At 67.7% G+C, this 15,018-nt stretch carries 14 protein-coding genes; 3 read left to right on the top strand and 11 right to left on the bottom strand.

What is annotated here, in order from left to right; all coding sequences use genetic code 11:
- Positions 1 to 35: 35 nt before the first annotated feature.
- Positions 36 to 455 carry a VOC family protein gene (locus IHD13_RS08160; RefSeq protein WP_195860547.1) on the top strand — a complete coding sequence of 140 codons (420 nt, stop codon included), beginning with the start codon at positions 36 to 38 and terminating at the stop codon, positions 453 to 455.
- 154 nt (positions 456 to 609) lie between these two features.
- Here the strand turns inward: IHD13_RS08160 and IHD13_RS08155 are convergent, their stop codons facing one another.
- The 10 genes from IHD13_RS08155 to ffh all read right to left on the bottom strand — a co-directional run bounded on the left by IHD13_RS08155 (position 610) and on the right by ffh (position 11,023).
- The gene (locus IHD13_RS08155) at positions 610 to 2,412 is read right to left on the bottom strand and encodes a single-stranded-DNA-specific exonuclease RecJ (protein ID WP_230086203.1); all 1,803 of its coding nucleotides are present in this window, start codon (positions 2,410 to 2,412) and stop codon (positions 610 to 612) included.
- Positions 2,413 to 2,596: 184 nt separating this feature from the next.
- A complete protein-coding gene (thrC, locus tag IHD13_RS08150; protein ID WP_195860546.1) occupies positions 2,597 to 3,985 on the bottom strand; it encodes a threonine synthase in 1,389 nt (462 codons plus the stop codon).
- A 141-nt stretch (positions 3,986 to 4,126) separates the two neighbouring features.
- Positions 4,127 to 5,443, bottom strand: coding sequence for a homoserine dehydrogenase (locus IHD13_RS08145; protein WP_195860545.1), 1,317 nt, complete (start codon positions 5,441 to 5,443; stop codon positions 4,127 to 4,129).
- 151 nt (positions 5,444 to 5,594) lie between these two features.
- The gene (locus IHD13_RS08140) at positions 5,595 to 6,335 is read right to left on the bottom strand and encodes a DsbC family protein (RefSeq protein ID WP_195860544.1); all 741 of its coding nucleotides are present in this window, start codon (positions 6,333 to 6,335) and stop codon (positions 5,595 to 5,597) included.
- 2 nt (positions 6,336 to 6,337) lie between these two features.
- On the bottom strand, positions 6,338 to 7,228 hold the full coding sequence (xerD, locus tag IHD13_RS08135; protein WP_195860543.1) for a site-specific tyrosine recombinase XerD: 891 nt from the start codon (positions 7,226 to 7,228) through the stop codon (positions 6,338 to 6,340).
- 95 nt (positions 7,229 to 7,323) lie between these two features.
- Positions 7,324 to 7,680: a 50S ribosomal protein L19 gene (rplS, locus tag IHD13_RS08130; RefSeq protein ID WP_195860542.1), complete on the bottom strand. Its 357-nt coding sequence runs from the start codon at positions 7,678 to 7,680 to the stop codon at positions 7,324 to 7,326.
- A gap of 106 nt (positions 7,681 to 7,786) precedes the next feature.
- Positions 7,787 to 8,572 (bottom strand): tRNA (guanosine(37)-N1)-methyltransferase TrmD, encoded by a 786-nt coding sequence (gene trmD, locus IHD13_RS08125; RefSeq protein WP_195860541.1) that lies wholly within the window; start codon positions 8,570 to 8,572, stop codon positions 7,787 to 7,789.
- Between the two features lie 57 nt (positions 8,573 to 8,629).
- Positions 8,630 to 9,163 carry a ribosome maturation factor RimM gene (gene rimM, locus IHD13_RS08120; protein ID WP_195860540.1) on the bottom strand — a complete coding sequence of 178 codons (534 nt, stop codon included), beginning with the start codon at positions 9,161 to 9,163 and terminating at the stop codon, positions 8,630 to 8,632.
- A gap of 26 nt (positions 9,164 to 9,189) precedes the next feature.
- Positions 9,190 to 9,444, bottom strand: coding sequence for a 30S ribosomal protein S16 (gene rpsP, locus IHD13_RS08115; protein ID WP_195860539.1), 255 nt, complete (start codon positions 9,442 to 9,444; stop codon positions 9,190 to 9,192).
- A gap of 142 nt (positions 9,445 to 9,586) precedes the next feature.
- Complete coding sequence (ffh, locus tag IHD13_RS08110; RefSeq protein WP_195860538.1) at positions 9,587 to 11,023, bottom strand: signal recognition particle protein; 1,437 nt, start codon at positions 11,021 to 11,023, stop codon at positions 9,587 to 9,589.
- A 170-nt stretch (positions 11,024 to 11,193) separates the two neighbouring features.
- On the opposite strand from ffh, the gene IHD13_RS08105 reads away from it, so the two are divergent.
- Both IHD13_RS08105 and IHD13_RS08100 read left to right on the top strand, forming a co-directional pair.
- The gene (locus IHD13_RS08105; RefSeq protein ID WP_195860606.1) at positions 11,194 to 11,994 is read left to right on the top strand and encodes a cytochrome C assembly family protein; all 801 of its coding nucleotides are present in this window, start codon (positions 11,194 to 11,196) and stop codon (positions 11,992 to 11,994) included.
- 69 nt (positions 11,995 to 12,063) lie between these two features.
- On the top strand, positions 12,064 to 13,347 hold the full coding sequence (locus IHD13_RS08100; RefSeq protein WP_195860537.1) for an HlyC/CorC family transporter: 1,284 nt from the start codon (positions 12,064 to 12,066) through the stop codon (positions 13,345 to 13,347).
- 72 nt (positions 13,348 to 13,419) lie between these two features.
- Here IHD13_RS08100 and IHD13_RS08095 read toward each other — a convergent pair whose 3' ends face one another.
- Positions 13,420 to 14,973 (bottom strand): 2-isopropylmalate synthase, encoded by a 1,554-nt coding sequence (locus tag IHD13_RS08095; protein WP_195860536.1) that lies wholly within the window; start codon positions 14,971 to 14,973, stop codon positions 13,420 to 13,422.
- Positions 14,974 to 15,018: the final 45 nt, after the last annotated feature.

The following is a 15,018-nucleotide window of genomic DNA, read 5'->3' as shown; positions in this document are numbered from 1 at the left end:
GCTAAAAGCAACGCCAGGAGCTAGGAGGCAGGCCGATGGCCAAGTTAAACGGCGTACTGGAAAGCGCCCTCTATGTGGCGGAGATGGCGACCGCCCGGGACTTCTACGAAACGGTGATGGGGCTGGCCCCCGTCACCGCCGATCATCGCTTTACCGCCTACGAGGTCGGCGCAGGCTCGGTGCTGCTGCTCTTCCTGAAGGGGGCCACCGAGGAGACGGTGGTGCTGCCCGGGGAGATGGGCACCATCCCGCCCCACGGCGGCGGCGGGCACATCCACCTCGCCTTCGCCATCGATCGGGAGAGACTGGCGGAGTGGCAAGCCCGGCTGGCACGCCACCATATCGCCATCGAGGGGCGCACCCATTGGCCCCGGGGCGGGGAGAGCATCTACTTCCGCGACCCCGACGATCACCTGCTGGAGCTGGCCACCCCGGGGATCTGGCCAGGCTACTAAGGGCCGAGCGACTAAGGGTCGAGATACTAAGGGCCGAGATACTGAGCCGACGCTCGATAAAGCGTGAGAGCCTGCTCTTGATACCCCCGCGCCCCCGACGACCACCTGCTGGAGCTGGCCACCCCGGGGATCTGGCCGAGCTACTGAGCCCCGCCTAGATCGGCTCGGCGTGCTCCACCATCAGCTGCAGCGACTCGCGTCCCTTCCAGCGGTTGCGATTGAGCTTGTAGGCGCAACGCAGGCGGTCGCCCAGGCCGAAGGCGGGCAGCTCGCCAGGGGTCAGGGCGCGGAACCAGATCGCCCGATGACTCATGCGCCCCAGGGAGAGGTCCATCATCAGGTGGCTGCCGTCGGCGCCCACCGGGCGCAGCGACTCCACCAGGAAATCCCCTTCGAAGAGCGGCGCCTCGAACTCCCGGCCATAGGGGCCCAGGGCGTCGAGGCTCTCCAGGGTGGCGAGGCTGAGCTGCTCGGGGGCCAGGGCCCCGTCGGTCAGCACCCTGGGGTAGAGCTCGGCGCCGCCGAGCTGCTCCGCCACCGCCGTCAGCACGGCCACGCGGAAGGCGTCCAGCCGCTCCCGGGGCACCCCCACCCCGGCGGCACCGCGGTGGCCGCCGAAACGCGGCAGTGCCTCGGGGGCCAGCTCATGGGCGCGTTGCAGGGCGTCGCGCAGGTGCAGCCCCTCGATGGAGCGTCCGGAGCCGGTCAGCATGCCCGGGGCCGCGGCGGGGGTCAGCACCAGGGTCGGCCGGCCGTAGGCCTGCACCAGCCGCGAGGCGACGATGCCCTGCACCCCCGCATGGCCCTGTTCCAGGAAGAGCACCAGGGCCGGAGCGTCCTCGGCCAGCGGCGCCCGGGCCAGGGCCTTGGCCTGCTCGGTCATCTCCGCCTCGATCGCCTTGCGCGACTGGTTGTCCTGATCGAGGGTCTCCAGGTGGCGCGCCGCGGTGGCGTCATCGGCGGCCAGCATGAAGTGCAGGGCCGCATAGGGGTCGTCGAGCCGCGAGCGGGCATTGATGCGCGGCCCCATCTGGAAGGCCAGGGTCTCGGCGTCGAAGGGCAGGCTATCGGGGCCCAGGCGCGCCGCCATGGTGCGCCAGCAGGCGGCCTCCTGGCGGTTGATCAGCGCCAGGCCATGGCTGACCACGGCGCGATTGGCGGGGCTGCCGCCCAGCGACACGCAGTCCGCCACCGTGCCGAGGGCCACATAGGAGAGCCAGGGAGAGAGCTTGGGGGTGGCCTCGGGCAGCACGCCCCAGTCGATCAGCACGCCGCGGGTCAGCGACATCACCAGCCAGGCCACCATGCAGCCGGCGATGGTCGGGTCCGGGTAGTCGCAGTCGTCCCGGGTGGGATTGACGGTGGCATAGGCCGAGGCCGGCGGGCCCTCCAGGGGCAGGGCGTGGTGATCGGTGACCACCACCTCGACCCCCTCGGCGGCCAGGCGGGCGATGCGCGGCTCATCCGAGCTGCCGCAGTCGGCGGTGATCACCAGGCTGGGCCGCGGCGAGAGTGCCAGGGTGCGCTCCACCAGCGGCAGGCTGATGCCGTAGCCGTCATGGATACGGTGACCGATCAGGCTATGCAGCTTGGCCTCGGGCACCCCGAACAGCTCGTGCAGGGTCCGCCGGATCACCACATGGGAGGTGATGCCGTCCACGTCATAGTCGGTGAGGATGCCGATATGCTCGCCCTCGGCCACCGCCTGGGCGATGCGCTCGGCGGCTCGACGGCCATCGGCCAGCCGCTCGGGATGGGCCAGGTGGCGCAGACTGGGCGAGATCAGCGGGGCCAGCTCGCCACGGTAGTCGTCGAGGCGCCCGGCGAGGATCCGCGCCTGGAGCTCCGAGAGGCCCTCCTGCTGGGCCCGGGCATAGAGGGCCTGGTTCAAGGGACGCGGCTGAATCCGCGGTCGTAGCCGCTCACTCAACTCCACGGGATCACTGGCGGCACTCAAATCAGGCTCCTGCAGGTAGGCACACGATGTTGAGGGGCATATGCCCGCTCGGGGCTGATCCGGCGACAGGCCTGTTCGGGGCGCTGTGAACCCCTCCCTGGGCGCTACCGATGCCATCCCTGGCATAGGACCCCCTTCAGGCCTGTCCCCGGTGCCCCTCGCTTCCGGCTTCCGGCTTCCGGCTTTAGCGACGATTATCGGCGACAAATTGCTGCACCGCGGAAAGCTCCGCCGGCAGCACCGTGTAGCGCTCCTCGCGCTCCAGCAGGTCATCCATATGCGGCGGCAGCGGCACCCCGGGGAAGCCCGCCTTGACCACCGCCTCGGCGAACTTGGCCGGGTGAGCGGTGGCGAGCGTGATCATCGGCACGGCTTCGTCGCCCCGCTCGCGCTCCGCGGCCCGGTAGCCGGTGGCGGTGTGCGGATCGAGGATTTCCTGGGTGCGGTGATGCGCCTCGCGGATCACCTCCAGGATGGTGGTGTCATCCACGCCATGGCTGGCGAACATCTCGCGTAGCTTGGCCAGGGGCGCGTCCGCCAGGGCGGTCGGCTCGGCCTGGAAGCGCTCCAGCAGCGCGGCCACGGCATCGCCGTCGCGCTCGTAGGCCTCGAAGAGCAGGCGCTCGAAGTTGGAGGAGACGACGATATCCATGGAGGGCGCCAGGGTCGCCACCAGCTCCTTCTTGGAGAAGTCGTTGTCGGCCAGGGTGCGGTGCAGGATATCGTTGGCGTTGGTGGCGATCACGAAACGCTCCACCGGCAGCCCCATGCGGTAGGCCATGTAGCCGGCGAAGACATTGCCGAAGTTGGCCGAGGGCACGCAGAAGCTCACCTTGCGATGCGGGGCGCCCAGGGCCACGGCGGAGGCCACGTAGTAGACGATCTGGGCCATGATCCGCGCCCAGTTGATGGAGTTGACCGCCACCAGCCGGGTGCCGTTCAGGAAGCCCTGGTCGGCGAAGCTCGCCTTGACCATCGCCTGGGCGTCATCGAAGTTGCCCTCGATGGCGATATTGAAGACGTTGTCCGCCAGCACCGAGGTCATCTGGCGGCGCTGCACCTCGGAGACCCGGTTATGGGGATGGAGGATAAAGATGTCGAGGTTGTCGCAGTGGCGACAGCCCTCGATGGCCGCGGAGCCGGTGTCGCCGGAGGTGGCGCCCATGATCACCGCCCGCTCGCCGCGCTTCTTCAGGAAGTGATCGAGGATACGGCCGAGCAGCTGCAAGGCCACGTCCTTGAAGGCGAGCGTCGGACCGTGGAAGAGCTCCAGCAGGAAGTGGTTGGCGTCGAGCTGATTGAGCGGCACCACGGCGTCATGGCTGAAGGTGGCATAGGCCTCCTTGACGATGTCGCGGAAGGTGTCGTCATCGATCTCGCCGTTGACGAAGGGCTTCATCACCCGGAAGGCGATCTCCGCATAGGAGAGCCCGGCCATCTCGGCCAGCGCCTCGTGGGAGAGCTGCGGTACGGTCTCGGGCACATAGAGGCCGCCATCGCTGGCCAGGCCGGTGAGCACCACGTCCTCGAAGGAGAGCGCGGGCGCCTGCCCGCGGGTACTGATATAGCGCATTGTTCGATTCCTTTGCTCGCTCGGAGCCGATCCGGCGACAGATAGCGGTAGTAGCTAGAAGCGCTCCAGTCTCTGCTGGGGTTGCTTCTCTTCCAACGTCCGGCGTCTCGCTTTCGGTTTACCGCTCGGGCGGAGCCCGGCTTATTCGTGTTCGTCCAGGGATTCCACGCGGATCCGCGTCACCGGGCCGGCGATATCGGCCATGGACTCGATCTGGCGGATCGCCTCGTTCATCTGCTGCTCGCGGGTGCGGTGGGTCAGCAGGATGATCGGCACCAGCTCGCCTTCGGTGGCCTCCTTCTGGATCAGCGCCTCGATGGAGATGCCCTGCTCGGAGAGGATGGTCGCCACCCGGGCCAGCACGCCAGGACGATCCACCGCCAGCAGCCGCAGGTAGTAGGCGGTGCTGATCTCCTCCATGGGCAGGATCGGCAGTTGGCTGACGTCCTCGTCGATGCCGCTGAAGGCCAGGTAGGGCACCCGGTAGTGGTGGGCGGTGGTGATGTCCCGGGCCACGTCGAGCAGGTCGGCCACCACCGCCGAGGCGGTGGGCTCGGCGCCGGCACCGGCGCCGTAGTAGAGGGTCGGGCCCACGGCGTCGCCCATCACGGCGATGGCGTTCTTGACCCCATGCACATTGGCTAGCAGGCGCTCCTTGGGAATCAGGGTCGGGTGGACCCGCAGCTCCAGCCCCTGCTCGGTGCGCTTGGAGATCCCCAGGTGCTTGATGATGTAGCCCAGGTTATCGGCCTGCTCCACGTCCTCGGCGGTGACCCGGGAGATGCCCTCGGTGTAGGCCTTCTCGAACTGCAGCGGCACGCCGTAGGCGATGGAGGCGAGGATGGTCAGCTTGTGGGCGGCATCGATGCCTTCCACGTCGAAGGTGGGGTCGGCCTCGGCGTAGCCCAGGGCCTGGGCCTCGGCCAGGACATCCTCGAAGGCCCGCCCCTCGTCACGCATATGGGTGAGGATATAGTTGCCGGTGCCGTTGATGATGCCGGCGACCCACTCGATGCGATTGGCGCCCAGGCCCTCGCGCAGCGACTTGATCACCGGGATGCCACCGGCCACGGCGGCCTCGAAGGCGACGATCACGCCCTTCTCGTGGGCGGCCTGGAAGATCTCGTTGCCGTGCACGGCGATCAGCGCCTTGTTGGCGGTGACCACGTGCTTGCCATGCTCGATGGCGGTGAGCACCAGCTCTCGGGCCGCCTCGTAGCCGCCGATCAGCTCCACCAGCACGTCCACGTCGGGGTTGCGGGCCACCTCGAAGACATCGGCGGTGGTCTTGACGCCGGTGGTGTCGCAGTCCGGGTTGTCGCGACGCATCGCCACCTGCTCGATCACGATGGGCCGTCCGGCCCGCCGGGCGATCTCATCGGCGTTACGCGTCAGGACATTGAAGGTGCCGCCACCGACGGTACCCAGGCCACAGATTCCCACTCTCACCGGTTTCAACGTGATATCCCCTTGCTTTAGTGTTCGGTTTCCGCCCGGGTCGTCGGACGGCGGTCCAGCGGTGGCGGTTCCGGCCTCGGCCTACGCCCGCCACTCTTCAACATCTTGATCATGACGCCAGGGGCCGGGGCCCCGGCGCTAAGCGCGGCGCCTAGCCATCGAGGCCCAGCATGGCGGCCAGCCGCTCGGCGGGCACATAGCCCGGCACCAGCTGCCCATCGGGCAGCACGATGGCCGGCGTTCCCTGGACGCCGAGCTCCATCCCCAGATGATACTGGGCCTCGACCGGATTGTCGCAGTCCGCGGCCCCTTCCAGGGTAGCGCCCCCCTTGGCCAGGTTCATCGCCTCGCTGGGATTGGCGTCGCACCAGATCTGCTGCAGCTCACGGGCACCCCGGGAGCCCATGCCGCTGCGCGGAAAGGCCAGATAGTGTACCTCGATTCCCATCTCATTGAGCGCCGGCACTTCCTCGTGAAGGCGCACGCAGAAGGGACAGGTGGTATCGGTGAAGACGGTCACCGTGGCCCGGCTCTCGGCACCGCGGAAGATCACCCGCTCGGCATCGGGTACCTGCGCCAGACGCTCGGCCCGCTCACCGTTGCGAGCCTGCTCGGTGAGGTTGACCAGCCCCGCCTCGCCATTCTCGTAGATGTCTCCCACCAGGAAGAAGCGCCCGCTGCTGTCGCTGTAGAAGGTCTCGCCGTTCTCCAGGCGCACCTCGAAAAAGCCCGTCAGGGGCGTGGCGGTGACGCTCTCCACCGGCATCGGCTCGCCGCGCACCTGGAGGCGTTCCGCCAGGGCCTCGGGGGTGGTGGCCAGGGCCAGGGGGGCCAGGGCGGCGAAGGCGGCGGCCAACAGGCCGCCCAGGGCGAATCGTGACGCTCGTTGCATGTTCAGCCTCGCGGGTGATGTTCGGCATGCAGCAGTTCCAGGCGTGCCTGGGCCACATGGGTATAGATCTGGGTCGTCGACAGGTCGCTATGACCGAGCAACAGCTGTACGACACGCAAATTGGCCCCATGATTCAACAGATGGGTGGCGAAGGCGTGGCGCAGGGTGTGCGGCGACAGGGGCCGCTGGATCCCGGCAACCCGCGCATGGACCTTGATGCGATGCCAGAAGGCCTGACGGGTCAGGCAGGCATCGCCGCGACCGGGGAAGAGCGCCGGCCGCGCGGGGTCCTGCATCAGTGCTCCCCGACCGCCACGCAGGTAGCGCTCCAGCCAGACGATGCCCTCCTCGCCCAGGGGCACCAGCCGCTCCTTGTCGCCCTTGCCCAGCACCCGCACCACCCCCTGGCGCAGGTTGACGCTGGCCAGACTCAGGTTGACCAGTTCCGAGACCCGCAGGCCGCAGCCGTAGAGCACCTCCAGCATGGCGCGATCCCGCAGCCCGAGGGGAGTGCTCGTGTCCGGGGCCGCCAGCAGCCGTTCCACCTCGACCTCGTCCAGGGTGTTCGGCAGGCTGGGCCGCACCTTGGGCAGGCGCACCCCGGCCAGGGGGTCGGCGCCGAGCCGCTCGGTCATCAGCGCCCAGCGATAGAAACGCCGCAGGCTCGACAGCAGCCGGGCATTGGAGCGCAGCTGGTACCCCGCCTCGCGGCGCGCCGCCAGCCACTCGGGCAGGGTCTCGGCGCCGGGGGCCAGCAGGCTCTGCCGATGCTCGGCCAGGTAGCCCGCCCAGGCGACGAGATCACGGCGATAGGCGGCCAGGGTATGTTCACTGGCCCCCTGCTCGAGCCACAGGGCATCGAGGAAGGCGTCGATCAGGGCAGCATCGGACATGACTGGGCCTCAAATGCAGGGAAACCCCGCCCCGCGCGAGCGGTGACGGGGTTTCCCGGCGACCTCGGCGCTGCCGGGTCGCGACCTGGCCCGACTTAGGCCAGCTTTTCCTTGATGCGGGCAGACTTGCCGCTGCGCTCGCGGAGGTAGTACAGCTTGGCCTGACGCACGTCACCGCGACGCTTGACGCTGATGGAGTCGACCAGCGGGCTGTAGGTCTGGAAGGTCCGCTCGACGCCGACACCGTGAGAGATCTTGCGCACGGTGAAGGCGGAGTTCAGACCGCGGTTGCGCTTGCCGATCACCACGCCTTCGAAGGCCTGCAGGCGCTCGCGGTTACCTTCCTTGACCTTGACCTGGACGATCACGGTGTCGCCGGGGGCGAAGGCCGGGACTTCCTTGGCCATCTGCTCGTTCTCGATCGCCTGGATCACCTTGTTCTTGCTGCTCATTGCTAGCTCCTCGATATGTCATCGCCACCCGGGGGTGGCCGTGATCCCGACGCTCGGCGTGGCACGCGAGGCGGGAATCGGATGTGTGACGCGAGTCTGCCCTGGCTCAGGGGGCCTCGGGGGTGTCTCGCACCGCCGCCTGACTGGCGTATTCGTCGATAAACTCGTCGAGCAGTTGTCGCTGCTCTCGGCTCAAGTCGCGACCCTCGAGAAGGTCGGGGCGCCTGAGCCAGGTGCGTCCCAGGGACTGCTTGAGGCGCCAGCGACGAATGGCACCATGATTGCCGCTCAGCAGTACCTCGGGCACCGCCCGCCCGTCGATCATCTCCGGGCGCGTGTAATGAGGGCAATCCAGCAGTCCCTCGTTGAAGGAGTCCTCCACCGCCGAGTCCTGGTGTCCCAGCACTCCCGGCACCAGCCGGGCGGCGGCATCGATCAGCACCATGGCGGGCAGCTCGCCGCCGCTCAGCACATAGTCGCCGATGGACCACTCTTCATCGATATCGGCCTCGACGATGCGTTCGTCGATGCCCTCGTAACGGCCGGCCACCACGATCAATGGCCCCGCCGCAGCCAGTTCCTGAACACCGCGCTGATCCAGAGGTCGCCCCTGGGGCGACAGATAGATCACGCGGGCCGGCTGGCCCTGTGTCGCTTCGGCCTCGGCGCGCGCGGCATGAATCGCCTGACGCAGCGTCTCGACCTTCATCAGCATGCCCGGCCCGCCCCCATAGGGGCGATCATCCACCGTGCGGTGCTTGTCGGTGGCAAAGTCCCGGGGATTCCAGAATTCCAGTTCCAGCAACCCTTGCTTGACCGCTCGACCGGTCACGCCATAACGGCTGATCGCGTCGAACATCTCCGGGAACAGCGAGACAACACCTATCCACACGGCAATCGATTCCAGGCATCGGCCCTGGGCGTCCGCCTCGGGCGGTCGACCCTAGGGTCAAAAATCGGGATCCCAGGCCACCGTCATGCGGCCGGCATCGAGATCCACGTCGAGTATCACCTCGTCGGGCAAAAAGGGCAGCAAGCGCTCCTTGCCGTCGGCGGCACCGCGCACGACCATGACGTCGTTGGCGCCGGTCTCGAACAGGTAGGCCACCCGCCCCAGGGCTTCCCCTTCGGCGGTCACCACCTCGAGACCTTCGAGTTGATGCCAGTAATACTCGTCCGCGGGCAGCTCGGGCAGCGCCGACTTGGGCAGCAGAATCTCTGCCCCGGCCAGCCGCTCGGCGGCATCGCGGTCGTTCACCCCGTCGAGGTTCGCGACCAGTCCCTTGCCGTGGCGACGTCCTTGAGTCAGGCGATAAACCGTTACCCGACCCTCGTGACGCACCCACCACTCGGGGTAGTCGAGAATGCCCTCCATGGGGCTGGTGTAGGAGTACACCTTGAGCCACCCCTTCACCCCATAGGAGCTGGTCAGCTTGCCCAGCACGACATGCTGAGCCTCATCGCGGCCCTGGGGAGAGGTCATGGCGGTTTCCTGCACCGGGCTCACAATCAGGCGCTGGCCTGCTTGCGGGCTTCCTTGATCAGCTCGGCGACGCGGTCGGAGAGCTGGGCACCCTGATCCTGCCAGTGGGTGACGCGCTCCAGGTCGACGCGCAGACGCTCTTCCTGACCACGGGCCACCGGGTTGAAGAAGCCGACGCGCTCCAGGAAACGACCGTCGCGGGATTTGCGAGAGTCGGTCACGGTCAGGTGATAGAAGGGACGCTTCTTGGCGCCACCACGTGCCAGACGAATGGTAACCATGGCGTTAAACAGTCCTTCGGTTGGATTGCTGAAATATTGGGGTCTTCAGGGCGCGAGCGGACTCACGACCCAGTCATGAAGACGCGACATTCTACGGAAAGCGGCACCGTTTGGGAACCTTTTTCCTTGACAGCCCCCGGCATCAACGCCAGGGGAAGCCGCCGGGGCCACCCATGCCCCCCGGGCCGCCCATGCCACCGGGCCCGCCCATTCCGCCGGGGCCGCCCGGGCCACCGCCGCCCATCATGCCGGACATGCCGCGCATCATCTTCTGCATGCCGCCCTTCTTGCCCGCCTTCTTCATCATCTTCTGCATCTGCTTGTGCTGCTTGAGCAGGCGATTGAGGTCGGGGATCTGCAGGCCGGCCCCGGCGGCGATGCGCCGCTTGCGGGAGCCATTGATGATCTCCGGCTTGCGGCGCTCCTGGGGCGTCATGGAGTTGATCAGCGCCTCGAGCTTGCCGAGCTCCTTCTCCGGGCCGGGGCCCTGGGCCATCTCGGCCATCTGCCCCATGCCCGGCAGCTTGCCGAGCAGGCCGCCCATGCCGCCCATCTTCTTGAGCTGCTGGAGCTGGTCGCGGAAGTCCTCCAGGTCGAAGCCTTCGCCCTTCTTGACCTTCTTGGCCAGCTTGGCGGCCTTGCCCTTGTCGACGGTGCGCTCGGCCTCCTCGATCAGCGACAGGACGTCGCCCATGCCGAGGATCCGCGAAGCCACCCGATCCGGGTGGAAGGGCTCCAGGGCATCGGTCTTCTCGCCCATGCCCATGAACTTGATCGGCTTGCCGGTGATATGGCGCACCGAGAGCGCCGCCCCGCCGCGGGCATCACCATCCGCCTTGGTGAGGATCACCCCGGTCAGCGGCAGAGCTTCGTGGAAGGCCTTGGCGGTGTTGGCGGCGTCCTGGCCGGTCATGGCATCGACCACGAACAGCGTTTCCTGCGGCGTCACCGCGCGATGCAGGGCCTGGATCTCGTCCATCATGTCGGCATCGACATGCAGGCGACCGGCGGTATCGACGATCACCACGTCATGGAACTGGATCTTGGCGTGCTTGATGGCCGCCTCGGCGATGGCCACCGGGCGCTGGTCGCTGGAGGAGGGGAAGAAGTCGACCTGGATCTCCCCGGCCAGGGTCTCCAGCTGGTCGATGGCCGCGGGACGATAGACGTCGGCGGAGACCACCAACACCTTCTTCTTCTCGCGCTCCTTGAGGTAGCGGGCCAGCTTGGCCACGGAGGTGGTCTTGCCCGCCCCCTGCAGGCCGGCCATCAGGATCACCGCCGGCGAGCCCTTGAGGCTGAGGCCATCGAAGGCCTCGCCCATGACCGCTTCCAGCTCCTGCTGGACGATCTTGACGAACTGCTGCCCCGGCGACAGGCTCTTGGAGACCTCCTGACCCACGGCGCGCTGGCGCACCGCATCGATGAAGGCCTTGACCACCGGCAGGGCGACATCGGCCTCCAGCAGCGCCCGGCGCACCTCGCGCAGGGTCTCCTTGATATTGTCCTCGGTCAGCTTGGCCTGACCGCTGATGGACCTCAGCGTCCGCGATAGACGCTCCGATAGACTTTCGAACATGGGCCTCTCCGGCAAGGGTGCCTTGGCGTTTGGCGCGATTATACGCCTTGATGGCTCCGGTCTCCATGCATGGCTGGGCGGCGCCCCGGGGCTTCGGTATAGTAACGCCAGGATCGCGGCTCTTCTTCTCGCCACTTCGCCGCCCCGGGCGGCCCATGGACAGCAACGCTATGCAGGCGCTTCCCTTTGCCTTAATCGCCATCATCCTCTACTGCGGCGCCGCCTCCTGGCAGGCGCTGGCCCTGGCGCGGCGCGTCCCCCAGCGTCCGCCCCTGGTGTTGACCCTGGGCGGCCTGGCCGTGGCCTGCCACCTGCTGGTACTGGGCGCGCTGTTCGGTGATGCCGAGTCACTGCGCCTGGGCCTGGGAGCCACCGCCAGCGTGGCCGGCGCCCTGATCGCCGCCCTGCTGCTGGCCATCAGCCTGTTCAAGCCGGTGCTCAACGGCGCGGTGGGACTCTTCCCGCTGGCCGCCGCGACCCTGCTACTGGCGGTGGGCCTGCCCAGCCCGCCCCCTGGCGCCGGCCTGACCCCGGGCATCGCCCTGCATGTGGTGAGCTCCGCCCTGGCCTTCGCCGTGCTGGCCATCGCCGCCGTCCAGGCGATCCTGCTCGGCGTGCAGAACCAGGCCCTGCGCCACCACCATACGCGTGGCATCGTCCAGGCCCTGCCTCCCCTGACCACCATGGAGCGGGTGCTCTTCGAGCTGGTCTGGGCCGGGGTCGGCCTGCTGACCCTGGCGATCCTCAGCGGCTTCCTCTTCCTCGACAACCTCTTCGCCCAGCACCTGGCCCACAAGACGCTGCTCTCCCTGGCCGCCTGGGTGATCTTCTCGATCCTGCTGGCCGGCCACCACTGGCTCGGCTGGCGTGGCCTCAAGGCGGTGCGCTGGACCCTGGGGGGCTGTGCACTGCTGCTGCTGGCCTATTTCGGCAGCAAGTTCGCCCTGGAAGTGATCTTCCGGGGGCCCTGAGCCGCCTTGACAGGCCACGCGCCGTTTCTCTACAAACGTGCCTGAAACGCCATAAAGGACTCTTCCATCTTGAGCGACGACTTCCCCGTGGGATTGCTGTTCGGCCTGTTGGCGCTGCTGATCCTGCTGTCGGCCTTCTTCTCGAGCTCCGAGACCGGCATGATGTCCATCAACCGCTACCGCCTCAGTCATCGCGCCAACGGCGGCGAGCGTCGGGCCCAACGGGTGCTGCGTCTGCTGGCCCGTCCGGATCGCCTGATCGGCGTCATCCTGATCGGCAACAACCTGGTCAATAACCTCGCCGCCGCCATCGCCACCGTACTGGCGATCCACTTCTTCGGCGAGGTGACCGGCCCGGCCATCGCCCCCCTGGTGCTGACCATCGTCATCCTGATCTTCGCCGAGGTGACCCCCAAGACCTATGCGGCGGTCAAGCCGGAGCGCATTGCCTACCCCGCCTCGGTGATCCTGGAGCCGCTGCTCAAGCTGCTCTATCCGCTGGTATGGCTGACCAACGCCATCTCCAATGGCTTGCTGCGCCTGACCGGGGTCAAGCAGATCGACGGCAGCGCCGACAGCCTGACCCGGGACGAACTGCGCACCGTCGTCCACGAGGCGGGCACCCTGATCCCCCAGCGCCACCAGGCGATGCTGCTATCGATCCTCGACCTGGAGAATGTCACCGTCAACGACATCATGGTGCCCCGCCACGAGATCGTCGGCATCGACCTGGAAGATGACCTGGAGAGCATCCTCACCCAGATCCGCACCAGCCAGCACACGCGCATCCCGGTCTACAAGGGCGATATCAACAACATCATCGGCATGCTGCACCTGCGCAATGCGGCGCGCTTCCTGGCCAAGCCGGAGGTCACCAAGGCGGCCATCGTCCAGGAGGCCCGGGAGCCCTACTTCATTCCCGAGTCCACGCCCCTGCACACCCAGCTGCTCAACTTCCAGAAGCAGAAGCGGCGCATCGGCATCGTGGTGGACGAGTACGGCGACGTGGAGGGCCTGGTGACCCTGGAGGACATCCTCGAGGAGATCGTCGGCGAATTCACCACCGACGTGGCGGGCATGCACCAGGAGATCCACCTTCAGGACGACGGCAGCTACCTGATCGAGGGCACCGCCAATATTCGCGAGATCAACAAGTCGCTGGGCTGGCAGCTGCCCACCGATGGCCCCAAGACCCTCAACGGCCTGATCCTCGAGCACCTGGAGTCCTTCCCCGACGGCCCCGCCTGCCTGCAGGTGGGCACCACCCGCATGGAGATCCTCCAGGTCAAGGACAAGCTGATCACCTCGGCGCGTTGCTGGCAGCACGCCCGGCGACCGGCCCGCCGCCGCTAGGCTCGCCCCACCAATGCCGACGGCGCCCCTCGGGGCGCCGTCGGCGTTTCTGCTTCGGCTCGGCGAGCGGCCTCAGGGCCCTTCGTGGACGCCCTGGGGGTGCGTGCGCTCGCCGCGGCTGGCCAGGGCATTCAGGGCATTGATATAGGCCTTGGCGGAGGCGATGACGATATCGGTGTCCGCCCCCAGGCCGTTGACGATGCGGCCGCCCTTCTGCAGGCGCACCGTGACCTCGCCCTGGGAATCGGTGCCACTGGTGATGGCGTTCACCGAGTAGAGCTCCAGCTCCGCCTGGCTGTCGGCGATCTGCTCGATGGCCTTGTAGACCGCATCCACCGGCCCGCTGCCCTGGGCCTCGACGCGGTGCTCCTGGCCATCGTGGCTGAGCACGACCCGGGCCAGGGGGGTCTCGCCGGTCCGGGAGGTGACCTCCATGGCCGCCAGCCGGAACCGCTCGGCCCGCGCCGCGGCCCGGGTGTCGGTGACCAGGGCCTGGAGGTCCTCGTCGTAGATCTCGTGCTTCTTGTCGGCCAGCTGCTTGAAGAGCACGAAGGCATCGTTGAGCTCCGCCTCGGAGGCAAACTGGATGCCCAGCTCGCCCAGCCGCGAGCGGAAGGCGTTGCGCCCCGAGTGCTTGCCCAGCACAATGGCATTGGTGTGCCAGCCCACGTCCTCGGCACGCATAATCTCGTAGGTCTCGCGGTGCTTGAGCACCCCATCCTGGTGGATCCCCGACTCATGGGCGAAGGCGTTCTTGCCGACGATGGCCTTGTTGGGCTGCACCGGGAAGCCGGTGACGGTGGAGACCAGCCGCGAGGTGGGCACGATATGGGTGGCGTCGATGCGCGTCTCCACGTCGAGGATATCCTGGCGGGTACGCACCGCCATGACGATCTCTTCCAGGGAGGCGTTGCCGGCCCGCTCGCCCAGGCCGTTGATGGTGCACTCCACCTGGCGGGCCCCGGCATTCACCGCGGCCAGGGAATTGGCCACCGCCAGCCCCAGGTCGTTATGGCAGTGCACCGAGAAGACCGCCTTGTCGCTGTTGGGCACCCGGCGGATCAGCTCCCCCACCATCTCGCCGAAGGGCACCGGCAGGGCGTAGCCCACGGTGTCGGGAATATTGATGGTGGAGGCGCCGGCGTCGATGGCCGCCTCGACGATGCGGCACAGGAAGTCCAGTTCGGAACGGCCGGCATCTTCGCAGGAGAACTCCACGTCGTCGCACAGGCCACGGGCCTTGGTCACCGCCGCCACGGCCCGCTCCACCACCTGATCCGGCGTCATCTGCAGCTTGTACTGCATATGAATGGGACTGGTGGCGATAAAGGTGTGGATACGCCCCTGGGCGGCGCCGGCCAGGGCCTCGCCGGCGGCCTCGATATCCCGATCCAGGGCCCGGGCCAGGGAACAGACGCGGCTCCCCTTGACGCTCTCGGCCACCGCCTTCACCGCCTCGAAGTCGCCAGGGCTGGCGGCGGCGAAACCCGCCTCGATGACGTCGACGCGCATCTTCTCCAGCATCAGGGCGATGCGCACCTTCTCGTCGCGAGTCATGGAGGCACCCGGCGACTGCTCGCCATCGCGCAGGGTGGTATCGAAGATAATCAGCGGCTGCTTGCTCATGGATCGGTTCTCATCAGGGTCCAGCGTCGGAATCCCGTCGCCTGG

Source organism: Halomonas sp. 328 (assembly GCF_015645095.1).
Taxonomy (GTDB): domain Bacteria; phylum Pseudomonadota; class Gammaproteobacteria; order Pseudomonadales; family Halomonadaceae; genus Bisbaumannia.
The sequence above is the reverse complement of the archived record's forward strand: the minus strand, read 5'-3'. Positions and strand labels throughout refer to the sequence as shown.

What these genes read in the sequence shown, in the direction of transcription:
- IHD13_RS08160 (WP_195860547.1), top strand. Translation starts at nt 36, where the DNA reads ATGGCCAAGTTAAACGGCGTACTGGAAAGCGCCCTCTATGTGGCGGAG.
- thrC (WP_195860546.1), bottom strand. Translation starts at nt 3,985, where the DNA reads ATGCGCTATATCAGTACCCGCGGGCAGGCGCCCGCGCTCTCCTTCGAG.
- IHD13_RS08140 (WP_195860544.1), bottom strand. Translation starts at nt 6,335, where the DNA reads ATGCAACGAGCGTCACGATTCGCCCTGGGCGGCCTGTTGGCCGCCGCC.
- xerD (WP_195860543.1), bottom strand. Translation starts at nt 7,228, where the DNA reads ATGTCCGATGCTGCCCTGATCGACGCCTTCCTCGATGCCCTGTGGCTC.
- rplS (WP_195860542.1), bottom strand. Translation starts at nt 7,680, where the DNA reads ATGAGCAGCAAGAACAAGGTGATCCAGGCGATCGAGAACGAGCAGATG.
- rimM (WP_195860540.1), bottom strand. Translation starts at nt 9,163, where the DNA reads ATGACCTCTCCCCAGGGCCGCGATGAGGCTCAGCATGTCGTGCTGGGC.
- rpsP (WP_195860539.1), bottom strand. Translation starts at nt 9,444, where the DNA reads ATGGTTACCATTCGTCTGGCACGTGGTGGCGCCAAGAAGCGTCCCTTC.
- ffh (WP_195860538.1), bottom strand. Translation starts at nt 11,023, where the DNA reads ATGTTCGAAAGTCTATCGGAGCGTCTATCGCGGACGCTGAGGTCCATC.
- IHD13_RS08105 (WP_195860606.1), top strand. Translation starts at nt 11,194, where the DNA reads ATGCAGGCGCTTCCCTTTGCCTTAATCGCCATCATCCTCTACTGCGGC.
- IHD13_RS08095 (WP_195860536.1), bottom strand. Translation starts at nt 14,973, where the DNA reads ATGAGCAAGCAGCCGCTGATTATCTTCGATACCACCCTGCGCGATGGC.